The following is a 12,397-nucleotide window of genomic DNA, read 5'->3' as shown; positions in this document are numbered from 1 at the left end:
CTCTTGGGCGAGCGGATGCGGAAAGCCACCCTCCGGCCGTTCGCCGAGGACATCGGCTGCCACCGCACGGCCCTCACCCCACACCGGCCGCGGGCCCACCCCCACCGGCAGCGCCCCGGCCCCGGAACCGGGTGTGCGACGCGGTCCTGCCCGAGCCTCAACCGAGACCGAGACCGAGGCCGAGACCGAGGCCGCCCCGGCCCGCGCTCACCAGCGTCGGCCACGCCGACCCGTGCAGCCTGCCCGACCTCTCCCACCCCTCTCCCACCCCACGTAACCATGTCCTGAATTGCACTCTTTCGACACCGGGCATGCCCCCTTCACCCTTCAACGAGGAGCGCCACAGCGGAGTTGACGGGGGACCTGCGATGGCCGAGCCGCTCTACGTACCGGTCCTGCCGACACGGCGGGACGCCTGGAATGCCTACGCGCACCTGGAGTTGGGCGTACGGCAACGCATCGCACCGCTGTGGACAGTCGTCCCCCGGGTCGGACCGGAGCGCCCCCGCGGAACGCCCCTCGCCCCGGACCCCGACAACGACCGGGAAGGACTCCACCACTGGCTCACCCTGCGCCTGGACCACGTCATCAACGTGATGGCAGGGCTCACCGGGTGGGTGGACACCGCCCATGTCGAAAGCCTCCTCGACGCCTCCGCCCCGAGCCTGTGGCGCCTGACCACCGGCAGCAGTCTGCGGCTGGTCACCGGCCCGGAACGCGACCCGGCGCTCCAGCGGTACGCAGCCGACCTCGCCTTCCTCAGCGGACGGGGCCTCGGCATACGGGTACTGCTCGACGACGCACCGGACGAGCCGCTCTCGACCAGGCTTCTGACCCTGATCGACCGGCTCCGTCTGCCTCCCTCGCGACTCGACCTCCTCCTGGACGCCGGCTCGGCCGAGGACGGCGATGACACCGGCAAAAGGGCTCTCGCCGCCCTCGGCCTGCTCGCCGCCCTCGTTCCTTGGCGTACGGTCGTGCTCACGTCCGGGGCCTTCCCCCGCGCTCCCCGGCACCTCGACGCCCAGCCCGCCCAAGTGCTCCGGCGCCATGACTGGCACCTCCGGAGGTCGGTGCGCGAGGCCCGCCCCGATGCGCTGAACTCCGTGGTCTACGGCGACTACTCCGTGGAGCACGTCTGCAGCGCGAACATTGCCTCGGTCCAACGGCCGGGCCCGCCCTGGGGCCTGCTGCGCTACACCACGCCGGACAGCTTCCTCATCGCGCGGGCACCCACGAGGGGGCGTGATCGCGCGTCCAGGGTCCGCGCCATGGCCCGCTGGATCACGGAGAACGACGCTTTCCGCGACGCCGGCGCCATCTCCGCCTGCGTCGGTGAACGCTGGTTGCACGCCTGTGCCTACGGGGACGGCCGGGACGGCTCGGGCAATGCCGAGACCTGGATCCGGGTCGGCCACACCCAGCACATGAACTTCATCGTGCAGCAGTTGGCGCGGACCGCCTGATGCGCCACCGAGGCTTGATGAGCACCGGCGCCCGCCGCCATGAAACACAGAAATGCTCACAGTTTTGCTGGCAGGTGCTCTCACCCTCGTGCTACGGTCGTGCCTCGACGGCAAGGGGAGAGGGGCGGCGATGGACGTCAGGCTGGGCGTGGAAGCGAGCATGAAGGTGTCGCTTCTGGCGCGCGCGTGGGGAGTGGACGCCGAAGGGGTCGTACTCCGGCTGCTGGAGCACTTCGAAGGGTCGGACGAACAGGCCCCGGCCGGCCCGGCCACGGGCCTCGTCGCGGTGCACGCCCTCTACTCCGGGCACAAGGTGCCGGGAGAATACGACCCCGAGTCGCAGAGTCTCGTCATCCTGTCGGGCCCCGCCCAGGGGCGGTACAAGACGCCGAGCGGTGCCGCGACCGCGGTCCTGCAGGCGTACAACCCGGAGGTCGCCCCGCACCGCAACGGCTGGTCGTTCTGGGTCGTGGACGCGACCGGCGCTCGACTTCAGTCGCTGCGTCGCGTACGCACTACCGCCGCAGAGTCTGAGGAGAGGGAGAAGAATGAGCACGGGGGATGAGCCTCGGAGCGAGGGCGGGGCCCAAGAGGGCGGCAGGCTGGTGCCACAGGGCGCGGGGTCACCGCTGATCACGCAGCATGCCGCTGTCGTCTTTCTCCTCGCCGTGGTCATCGGCCTGTCCGTGGGCGGACTGACGGCAGCCTCGGGCAAGCCCTGGCCGGTGGCGGCGATCGCAGGCCTCACCGCAGCCGGGGTCAGTATTCAACCCGCGCACCGCCTCATCGGCTGACCGGATGGACGCGGCACCGAGACCGTGGACGGCCTCTACGTGGAGATCGCGAGGCAGCGGGGAAGAGGTGCCAGGTGCTCCCTCGCGGGCCAGCCCCGATCGGCGCGCGGCAACGACAAGCGGTAACGACAAAGAGCCGGACCCAGTGCATCTGGGTCCGGCTCTTGAAGTCTGGCACTGCAGTGGTTCAACGGTTTGATCACGCTGTCCCAACTGGAGTGCCCCCGGCAGGATTCGAACCTGCGCACACGGCTCCGGAGGCCGTTGCTCTATCCCCTGAGCTACGGGGGCGTTGCCGCCTGTGTTCTCGTGGCGACGGGTAGAACCCTACCAGCTCTGATGGGGTGTTCATGAACAGGTTTCGTGGGTGGCGGGGGAGCGGCGGAACCGAGGGGGCCGAGGTCGTAGCGCATGTGAGGGGCGTGACGGCGAGGGTCGGGGAAAGGTCCCTCGCACGGGGGCGGAAGTGGGGAAAACCCGGACGCAGTCTCAGGCGGAGTCCTAGTCTCATGGTGTGCCTGGCTTGTCCGGTCGGATCCTTGTTGTCGACGACAACAAGGTGATCCGGCAGTTGATCAGGGTCAATCTCGAGCTGGAGGGCTTCGAGGTCGTGACCGCGGCTGATGGTGCCGAATGTCTGGATGTCGTGCACCACGTGAGACCTGATGTCGTGACCCTTGATGTCGTGATGCCGCGGCTCAACGGTCTGCACACCGCGGCGCGGCTGCGGTCCGATCCGCGGACGTGGGACATCCCGATCGCCATCGTCAGTGCATGTACGCAGGGCGAGGTGGACAACGGCGAGTCGGTGGGGGTGGACGCGTTTCTGGCGAAGCCGTTCGAGCCGACGGAGCTGGTGCGGATGGTGGGGATGCTGGTGCGTGAGAGGCGCCAGCGGGAACGTGGGCCCGGGGGCGGGGCCGAGGAAGAGGACGGGGAGAGCGACGGGGGCGGGGGCGCGGCGGGGCATGGTGCCTCGTCCGGTGGGGTCGCGACATCCGGTGGGGTCGGCATGGTGGACGCGGGCGGGGAGTAGGTAGGGAGGGCGTGGGGCGGCGGTAGAGCCCCGGGAGCCCCGAGGCCCCCAAGCCCCCAAACCCGGAGTCCCGAGCCCCTGCGGCCAGTGGTCCGGACGCCGTACGGCCCGACGTCCCAGTGGCCCGGTGCCAGTGAGGCCCGGCTACCCAGCGGCCCGGCGCCCTTTGTGCGGACGCCGCAGCTTTCCCGGCTCGGTTCCTCGTGGGGTATCCCCAGCATGTGGAGTGTCCACAGGGCGAAACCGGGTCGCATGGGCACCCCTGGTCTCCCATACGCTTGTCCTGTGACCCCCGCTGAGCTCTCCCGTACCGTCCTGCGCTCCGTGCGTGGTGCGGTGGAGGAGCAGGAGCTCTCCGTGACCGTGCCGGCGCGGATCGTTGTCGAGCCGCCGCCGCGGCCCGGGTGCGGGGACTACGCCTCCAATGTCGCGCTGCAGCTCGCGGGGCCGGCGGGGCGGCCCGCCCGGGAGGTCGCCGAGATTCTGCGGCGGCGGCTGGACGGGAGCGCCGGGATCGCCCGGGTCGAGATCGCCGGGCCGGGTTTCTTGAACTTCACCCTGGGAGACGGGGCGCTGGTCGCGCTCGTCCGGGAGGTACTGGCGCAAGGGGACGGCTACGGGGGGCCGAGTGCGGGGCAGAGCCCCGGTGCCCCGGGGCCGGTCGCCGGTTCCGCCGCGGGCGGTGCCCGGGAGGTGGTGGTCGCCGAGGTGCTGGCGCGGATCGACGCGGTTGCCGGGGGCAGTGGCCGGGAGGCCGACGGGCACCCCGTTCTTGTGCCCGCTCCGTACGATCTCGCGACGCTCATCGCCCGCCTCGGGGCCGACGAAGCGCGCTGGGTGCTGTTGCGGCCGGCCGCGCACGATGCGGTGCGGGTGCCCGAGCGGCCCGTACAGCGGGAGAGCAATCCGCGGTTCCAGGTGCAGTATGCGTACGCGAGGGTCCGGGCGCTGGTGCGGAACGCGGATGACCTGGGGTTCGTGAGCGAGCCGGGGGACGTGGGGCTCGCGCCGACGCTGGGCGGGACCACGCCTGCTGTGCCGCCTGCGACGGCGGTGGACGGCGCTTCGTCTGCTGTGCCGACCGGGGCGCGGCAACAGTCGCCACGGCACTCCGCATCCGTCCCTTCCGCGCTGTCGGCTCCTTCCGCCCTTCCGAGCCTCCAGGCGCTGCAGACCCTGCTCGCCACCTACCCCTCCGTCATCGAAGTCGCCGCGCGGCTGCGGGCGCCGGACCGTGTGGTGCGGCATCTGGAAGCGACGGCGGAGGCGTTCTTCCGGTGGCACGACGTCTGTCCGCCGCTGCCCGTCGGGGAGCAGAAACCCTTGGCCGTGCACCGCGCCCGGCTGGCCCTTGCCGAGGCCAGTGGGACGGTGCTCGCCAACGGCCTGCGTCTGCTCGGCATCTCCGCTCCCGAACACCTCTGAACGATTTTGAGGGGATCTCCACAGTCATGAGTCGCTCCGCGCACCCCGCAGGGCCCCGGCATGCTGACGTACTGCCCGAGGGGCACTACGCCGGGCCGCCCGCCGATCTCAACAGCCTCGACCCGAAGGTCTGGTCCCGTACGGTCTCCCGCAACGCCGACGGGGTGGTCACCGTCGGCGGGCTGGACGTCACCGCGCTCGCCGCGGAGTTCGGCACACCGGCGTACTTCCTGGACGAGGAGGACTTCCGGTCCCGCTGCCGGGCTTGGAAGGACGCCTTCGGCCCGGGGGCCGATGTGTTCTACGCCGGGAAGGCGTTCCTGTCCCGGGCCCTCGTGCGGTGGCTGAACGAAGAAGGGCTGAATCTCGACGTTTGTTCCGGCGGCGAGCTGGCCACGGCGCTGGCGGCGGGCATGCCGGCCGAGCGGATCGCCCTGCACGGCAACAACAAGAGCACCGAGGAGATCACCCGGGCCGTGGAGGCGGGGGTCGGGCGGATCGTGCTCGACTCGTTCCAGGAAATCGTGCGGGTCGCGCATATCGCGGAGCGGCTGGGCAAGCGGCAGCGGGTGCAGATCCGGGTCACGGTCGGTGTCGAGGCGCATACCCACGAATTCATCGCGACCGCGCACGAGGACCAGAAGTTCGGCATTGCGCTGGCGGACGGACAGGCCGCGGAGGCCGTACGTCGTGCGCTGAAGCTCGACGGGCTGGAACTCATCGGGATTCACAGCCATATCGGCTCGCAGATTTTCGATATGGCGGGATTCGAGGTGTCGGCCCGCCGGGTGGTGCAGTTGCTGACCGAGGTGCGCGACGAGCACGGTATCGAGCTGCCCGAAATCGATCTGGGCGGCGGGCTCGGCATCGCGTACACCTCGGACGACGATCCGCGCGAGCCGCACGAGATCGCGCGGGCGCTGGGCGACATCGTGGGCAAGGAGTGCTCGGCGGCGGGGCTGGGCGTGCCGCGGCTGTCGGTCGAGCCGGGCCGGGCGATCGTCGGGCCCACGGCCTTCACGCTGTACGAGGTCGGCACGGTCAAGGAGCTGGAAGGCCTGCGGACCTATGTGTCCGTGGACGGCGGGATGTCGGACAACATCCGCACGGCGCTCTACGACGCGGAGTACAGCGTCGCCCTGGTGTCGCGCACCTCCGACGCCGCGCCCATGCTCTCGCGCGTGGTGGGCAAGCACTGTGAGAGTGGGGACATCGTCGTCCGGGACGCCTTCCTGCCGGCCGACGTGGCGCCGGGGGACCTGCTCGCGGTGCCGGCCACGGGTGCGTACTGCCGTTCCATGGCGAGCAACTACAACCACTCGCTGCGGCCGCCCGTCGTAGCGGTGAAGGACGGTGCGGCCAGGGTGATCGTCCGCCGGGAGACGGAGGAAGATCTCCTGCGGTTGGATGTCGGGTAGGGCCGGATCGCCGGGTCCCGGACCCGGATGAAATAAATGTCTCGGCATCCGGACGATGCGCGGAAAGTGCCGTCCGGTGCGTGAGACTGGTGCATTAGCAAGCTGGAATTCGCTGATCGATGAGAAGCAGAGGTCGAATGATGCGTACGCGTCCGCTGAAGGTGGCGCTCCTGGGCTGTGGTGTTGTCGGCTCAGAGGTGACGCGCATCATGACGACGCACGCCGACGACCTCGCCGCCCGCATCGGTGCGCCCGTGGAGCTGGCCGGGATCGCCGTCCGCCGCCCCGACAAGGTGCGCGAGGGCGTCCCGGCCGAGCTGGTCACCACCGACGCGACCGCACTCGTCAAACGGGGCGACATCGACGTCGTGATCGAGGTCATCGGCGGTATCGAGCCGGCCCGCACGCTGATCACCACCGCTTTCGAGCACGGCGCGAGCGTGGTCTCCGCCAACAAGGCGCTGGTCGCGGCGGACGGCGCGGCACTGCACGCGGCGGCCGAGACCAATGGCGCCGACCTGTATTACGAGGCCGCCGTGGCGGGCGCGATCCCGCTGGTACGGCCGCTGCGCGAGTCCCTGGCCGGCGACAAGGTCAACCGGGTGCTCGGCATCGTCAACGGCACCACCAACTTCATCCTCGACAAGATGGACTCGACGGGCGCCGGCTACAGCGAGGCGCTCGACGAGGCGACCGCGCTGGGCTACGCCGAGGCCGACCCGACCGCCGACGTCGAGGGCTTCGACGCCGCCGCCAAGGCCGCGATCCTCGCCGGTATCGCCTTCCACACCCGGGTGACCATCGACGATGTGCACCGTGAGGGCCTCACGGAGGTCACCGCGGCCGATATCGCCTCCGCCAAGCGGATGGGGTGCACGGTCAAGCTGCTGGCCATCTGCGAGCGGGCCGCGGACGGTGCGTCCGTGACCGCGCGGGTGCATCCCGCGATGATTCCGCTGACGCATCCGCTCGCCTCCGTCCGCGAGGCGTACAACGCGGTCTTCGTCGAGGCCGAGGCGGCCGGTCAGCTGATGTTCTACGGGCCGGGTGCGGGTGGCGCGCCGACCGCCTCCGCGGTCCTCGGCGACCTCGTCGCGGTCTGCCGCAACAAGCTCGCCGGTGCCACCGGCCCGGGTGAGTCCGCCTACACACGGCTGCCGGTCAGCCCCATGGGCGCGGTCGTCACGCGGTACCACATCAGCCTCGACGTGGCCGACAAACCCGGCGTTCTGGCACAGGTCGCCACGATCTTCGCGGAACACGGCGTATCGATCGATACGGTCCGTCAGTCGGGCAAGGACGGCGAGGCATCCCTCGTCATCGTCACCCACCGAGCGGCGGACGCGGCCCTGTCGTCGACCGTCGGGGCACTGCGCGAGCTCGACACCGTCCGTGGTGTCGCCAGCATCATGCGGGTCGAAGGGGAGTAAAGGAACCCATGTCTGCCAATTCCACTGTGACCACGGCGAGCAGCCAGTGGCGCGGAATCATCGAGGAATACCGCGACCGGCTCCCGGTCAGCGACACGACCGAGGTCGTCACCCTCCGGGAGGGCGGCACGCCTCTCGTGCCGGCGCAGGTGCTCTCCGAGCGCACCGGCTGCGAGGTGCACCTCAAGGTCGAGGGCGCCAACCCCACCGGCTCCTTCAAGGACCGGGGCATGACGATGGCCATCACCCGCGCCAAGGAGGAGGGCGCCAAGGCGGTCATCTGCGCCTCCACCGGCAACACCTCCGCCTCGGCCGCCGCCTACGCGGTCCGGGCCGGCATGGTCTGCGCCGTGCTCGTCCCGCAGGGCAAGATCGCGCTCGGCAAGATGGGCCAGGCCCTGGTCCACGGCGCCAAGATCCTCCAGGTCGACGGAAATTTCGACGACTGCCTGACGCTGGCCCGGCGGCTGTCCGACAACTACCCGGTCGCACTTGTGAACTCCGTCAACCCGGTGCGGATCGAGGGCCAGAAGACCGCGGCCTTCGAAATCGTCGACATGCTCACCGATGCGCCCGACATCCATGTGCTGCCCGTCGGCAACGCCGGCAACATCACGGCGTACTGGCGGGGCTACCAGGAGTACGCGGCCGACGGCATCGCCTCGCACACCCCGCGGATGTGGGGATTCCAGGCCGCCGGCAGCGCGCCGATCGTGCGCGGTGAGGTCGTCAAGGACCCGCAGACCATCGCCACCGCCATCCGTATCGGCAACCCCGCCTCGTGGTCCTTCGCGGAGCAGGCCCGGGACGAGTCCGGCGGTCTCATCGACTCCGTGACCGACCGTCAAATCCTCGCCGCCTACCGCATGTTGGCCGCGCAGGAGGGCGTCTTCGTGGAGCCCGCCTCGGCCGCGTCCGTCGCCGGTCTGCTCAAGGCCGCCGAGGAGGGCAAGGTAGACCCCGGCCAGCGCATCGTCTGCACGGTGACCGGAAACGGCCTCAAGGACCCGGACTGGGCGGTGGCCGGAGCGCCGCAGCCGATCACGGTCCCGATCGACGCGGACGCCGCGGCGGAGCGCCTCGGCCTCGCGTAGGCGGCCCGGCGCCCCTACGCGGGGCGCGGCCGTACGGGCGGACCTGCGCGTACGGCACCCGGTGAGGGGGCGGCCAACGCCCTCTCACCCCTCGCAGCAAAGGCTGCAAAGGCTGCAAAGTCCGGGGAAGGCAGCGTCGGGGCACAGGAAGGCGCGCGACACGCATCGTGCGCCTCCTGTGCGCCCTATGTCGCGACAGAACCTTCCTTCGATAGGCTGGCAGCAACTCCCCTCCCCACGGCATAACGCAGTGGCGTGCAGGGCAGGTCAGAACAGACCCCACGAACCGGCCGGGCACTTCGGTGCCGCGGCGCTCGTTGGGGCAGTACCGCAGCATCAATCAAGGAGAGTCATCGAGCGATGGCCGGTCCCGCGTTCCGCGCCGCCGCCGTCCGGGTGCGCACCCCCGCTACCAGCGCCAATCTCGGTCCCGGCTTCGATGCCCTGGGTCTTTCCCTGGGCCTGTACGACGATGTCGTGGTGCGTGTCGCCGACTCCGGTCTGCACATCGACATCGCAGGTGAGGGCACCGACTCCCTGCCGCGCGACGAGAGTCATCTGCTCGTCCGGTCGATGCGCACCGCCTTCGACCTGCTCGGCGGGCAGCCGCGCGGGCTGGAAATCGTCTGCGCCAACCGCATTCCGCATGGCCGCGGCCTGGGGTCCTCCTCCGCCGCCATCTGCGCGGGCATCGTCGCCGCCCGCGCGGTGACGATAGGCGGCGAGCAAAAGCTCGACGACACCGCGCTGCTGGAGCTGGCCACCGAGATCGAGGGCCACCCCGACAACGTCGCCGCCTGTCTGCTGGGCGGCTTTACGCTCGCCTGGATGGACACCGGCACCGCCCGCGCGATCCGGATGGATCCCGCCGATTCCATCGTTCCGGTGGTCTTCGTGCCCGGAAAGCCGGTGCTGACCGAGACCGCCCGTGGACTGCTGCCGCGCACCGTCCCCCATGTGGACGCCGCGGCCAACGCCGGCCGCGCCGCACTGCTCGTCGAGGCCCTGACCAGGCGCCCCGAGCTGCTGCTCGCCGCGACCGAGGACCGACTCCACCAGGAATACCGTGCTCCCGCGATGCCGGAGAGCGTGGCCCTGGTGAACCGACTGCGCGCGGACGGCGTCCCTGCAGTCGTGTCCGGTGCGGGCCCGACGGTGCTCGCGCTGGTCGAGGACGCGGCGGCCGAGAAGGTCGCGGCACTGGCGGGAGAGGGGTGGGCGGCCAACCGGCTGACCCTCGACGCGGCGGGCACCTGCGTCCTGCCGCTCGCCGGGTGATCCCGCGGGTGATCGACGATTGCCGGTCTTGGAGAGGGGGAATGTTTGTTGGACCCGGTAGTGTTAACCTCAAGTCAGTACTCGACGCCTGAGCGGCGCGGTGCTTCGTGTCCCCCATAGGGACCACTTTCTTCCGGGAGCCTCCCAAACTGCTTGGAGCCATGGCCTGAGCAGACGTGAGCACGCTCCGGAATCGGCGTGACGACATGGCCAGTCTGCATCTCTTCACGTCGGAGCCATGAACTGATTCTCTCCGCCACTTCCGGCGGGACCACCGCCCCGGCCCGGTCCACGAGACCAAGGACCCAGCCGGACAGCACAACCGGTCGCCGAGCCAGACAGGCCGACGCCCGCTCCAGGGAAGGACCCTTCGTGAGCGACACCACCGATCTGATGGGCGCGCGCACCGATGGCAGTGCCACCGCGCCCGCCACGGACGCTCCCGCCGCTCCTGCTACCACGCGGCGCCGCCGTTCCGGCACCGGCCTTGACGGCATGGTCCTGGCAGAGCTGCAGCAGGTCGCCTCCGGCCTCGGTATCAAGGGCACCGCGCGGATGCGCAAGAGCCAGCTGATCGAGGTCATCAAGGAGAAGCAGGCGGGGGGCTCGGGCCCGGCGGCCAAGGCCGATGCGTCCGCCGACGCCGAGACCAAGCCCAAGCGCCGTACGACCTCCAAGGCCCGCACTGGCGACGACGGCGGGGAGCAGGCCGCCGGCAAGGCCGCCAAGTCCGACAAGGGCGAGAAGGCCTCGGACAAGTCCGGCGCCCAGCAGCAGATCGACATCCCCGGCCAGCCGGTCAGCGACGAGCAGCCGGCCGGTGAGCGCCGCCGCCGCCGTGCCACCGCCGCCGCGGGCAGCCCCGAGGGCGCCTCCGGCGACCTCAAGACCGACACCAAGGTCGAGGCGAAGACCGAGACCCGGACGGACGCCAAGACCGACACCGCGGTGGCGCCGCAGGAGTCCGGCGAGGGCCGCCCGGGCAAGGGCGAGCGCCAGGACCGCGGCGACCGCCAGGACCGCGGCCAGAAGGGCGACCGCGGCGACCGCGGGCAGCGCCAGCGCGACCGCGGTGACCGCGGTGACCGTCGCAAGGGCGACGCCGGTGACGGCGGTGGCCAGGGCGGTCAGGGCGGCCAGCGCCAGCGCGACCGCCGCAACGATGACGACGACGACTTCGAGGGCGGCCGCCGGGGCCGTCGCGGCCGCTACCGCGACCGCCGGGGCCGTCGTGGGGGCCGTGAGGACTTCGGCAACGAGCCGCAGGTCTCCGAGGACGACGTCCTGATCCCCGTCGCGGGCATCCTCGACATCCTCGACAACTACGCGTTCATCCGGACCTCCGGCTACCTGCCCGGCCCGAACGACGTGTACGTCTCGCTCGCCCAGGTCCGTAAGAACGGCCTGCGCAAGGGCGACCACGTCACCGGCGCGGTCCGCCAGCCCAAGGACGGCGAGCGGCGCGAGAAGTTCAACGCGCTGGTCCGCCTCGACACGGTCAACAGCGTGGCGCCCGAACAGGGCCGCGGGCGGCCGGAGTTCGGGAAGCTGACGCCCCTTTACCCGCAGGAGCGACTGCGCCTGGAGGGTGAGTCGGGCGGTCTGACGACCCGGATCATCGACCTGGTCACCCCGATCGGCAAGGGCCAGCGCGGTCTGATCGTGGCCCCGCCGAAGACCGGCAAGACCATGATCATGCAGGCGATCGCCAACTCGATCACCCGCAACAACCCCGAGTGCCACCTGATGGTCGTCCTCGTCGACGAGCGTCCGGAAGAGGTCACCGACATGCAGCGGTCGGTGAAGGGCGAGGTCATCTCCTCGACCTTCGACCGCCCGGCCGAGGACCACACCACCGTCGCCGAGCTGGCCATCGAGCGCGCCAAGCGCCTGGTCGAGCTGGGTCACGACGTGGTCGTGCTGCTGGACTCCATCACGCGTCTGGGCCGTGCGTACAACCTCGCCGCCCCGGCCTCCGGCCGCATCCTGTCCGGTGGTGTCGACTCGACCGCGCTCTACCCGCCGAAGCGCTTCTTCGGTGCGGCGCGCAACATCGAGGACGGCGGCTCGCTGACCATCCTGGCCACCGCGCTGGTCGAGACCGGCTCGCGGATGGACGAGGTGATCTTCGAGGAGTTCAAGGGCACCGGCAACCTGGAGCTCAAGCTCGACCGCAAGCTCTCGGACAAGCGCATCTTCCCGGCGGTGGACGTGGACGCGTCCAGCACCCGTAAGGAAGAGATCCTCATGGGCAGCGACGAGCTCGCCGTCGTGTGGAAGCTGCGCCGGGTGCTGCACGCCCTGGACCAGCAGCAGGCCATCGAGCTGCTGCTGGACAAGATGAAGCAGACGAAGTCCAACGCGGAGTTCCTGCTGCAGATCCAGAAGACGACCCCGACCACGGGCAACGGCAACGACTGACGCCCGTCGGGCGCGTCCTCGCGCCGTACCGCACA

General features: G+C 70.6%; 10 protein-coding genes and 1 tRNA gene. 10 read left to right on the top strand and 1 reads right to left on the bottom strand.

Annotated elements, in window-relative coordinates; translation table 11 throughout:
* Positions 1–311: 311 nt before the first annotated feature.
* The 3 genes from Scani_RS04200 to Scani_RS04190 all read left to right on the top strand — a co-directional run bounded on the left by Scani_RS04200 (position 312) and on the right by Scani_RS04190 (position 2,260).
* Positions 312–1,466: a beta family protein gene (locus Scani_RS04200; protein ID WP_159470136.1), complete on the top strand. Its 1,155-nt coding sequence runs from the start codon at positions 312–314 to the stop codon at positions 1,464–1,466.
* A gap of 130 nt (positions 1,467–1,596) precedes the next feature.
* The gene (locus Scani_RS04195; RefSeq protein WP_246295483.1) at positions 1,597–2,031 is read left to right on the top strand and encodes a hypothetical protein; all 435 of its coding nucleotides are present in this window, start codon (positions 1,597–1,599) and stop codon (positions 2,029–2,031) included.
* On the top strand, positions 2,015–2,260 hold the full coding sequence (locus tag Scani_RS04190; RefSeq protein ID WP_159470134.1) for a hypothetical protein: 246 nt from the start codon (positions 2,015–2,017) through the stop codon (positions 2,258–2,260). The genes Scani_RS04195 and Scani_RS04190 overlap by 17 nt, the downstream gene beginning before the upstream one ends.
* Before the next feature lie 219 nt (positions 2,261–2,479).
* Here the strand turns inward: Scani_RS04190 and Scani_RS04185 are convergent.
* A tRNA-Arg gene (locus tag Scani_RS04185) sits at positions 2,480–2,551 on the bottom strand.
* Between the two features lie 223 nt (positions 2,552–2,774).
* Here Scani_RS04185 and Scani_RS04180 point away from each other — a divergent pair.
* The 7 genes from Scani_RS04180 to rho all read left to right on the top strand — a co-directional run bounded on the left by Scani_RS04180 (position 2,775) and on the right by rho (position 12,362).
* Positions 2,775–3,296, top strand: coding sequence for a response regulator (locus Scani_RS04180; RefSeq protein ID WP_159470132.1), 522 nt, complete (start codon positions 2,775–2,777; stop codon positions 3,294–3,296).
* 285 nt (positions 3,297–3,581) lie between these two features.
* Positions 3,582–4,721, top strand: a complete 1,140-nt coding sequence (gene nrtL, locus Scani_RS04175) for an ArgS-related anticodon-binding protein NrtL (RefSeq protein ID WP_159470130.1) — start codon at positions 3,582–3,584, stop codon at positions 4,719–4,721.
* Positions 4,722–4,747: 26 nt separating this feature from the next.
* Positions 4,748–6,139: a diaminopimelate decarboxylase gene (gene lysA, locus Scani_RS04170; protein WP_159470128.1), complete on the top strand. Its 1,392-nt coding sequence runs from the start codon at positions 4,748–4,750 to the stop codon at positions 6,137–6,139.
* A 137-nt stretch (positions 6,140–6,276) separates the two neighbouring features.
* Positions 6,277–7,569 (top strand): homoserine dehydrogenase, encoded by a 1,293-nt coding sequence (locus tag Scani_RS04165; RefSeq protein ID WP_159470126.1) that lies wholly within the window; start codon positions 6,277–6,279, stop codon positions 7,567–7,569.
* Between the two features lie 8 nt (positions 7,570–7,577).
* Positions 7,578–8,663 carry a threonine synthase gene (thrC, locus tag Scani_RS04160; protein WP_159470124.1) on the top strand — a complete coding sequence of 362 codons (1,086 nt, stop codon included), beginning with the start codon at positions 7,578–7,580 and terminating at the stop codon, positions 8,661–8,663.
* Positions 8,664–9,023: 360 nt separating this feature from the next.
* The gene (gene thrB / locus Scani_RS04155; RefSeq protein WP_159470122.1) at positions 9,024–9,941 is read left to right on the top strand and encodes a homoserine kinase; all 918 of its coding nucleotides are present in this window, start codon (positions 9,024–9,026) and stop codon (positions 9,939–9,941) included.
* Between the two features lie 372 nt (positions 9,942–10,313).
* Positions 10,314–12,362: a transcription termination factor Rho gene (gene rho / locus Scani_RS04150; RefSeq protein WP_159470120.1), complete on the top strand. Its 2,049-nt coding sequence runs from the start codon at positions 10,314–10,316 to the stop codon at positions 12,360–12,362.
* Positions 12,363–12,397: the final 35 nt, after the last annotated feature.

Source organism: Streptomyces caniferus, from assembly GCF_009811555.1.
GTDB lineage: Bacteria > Actinomycetota > Actinomycetes > Streptomycetales > Streptomycetaceae > Streptomyces > Streptomyces caniferus.
The sequence above is the reverse complement of the archived record's forward strand: the minus strand, read 5'-3'. Positions and strand labels throughout refer to the sequence as shown.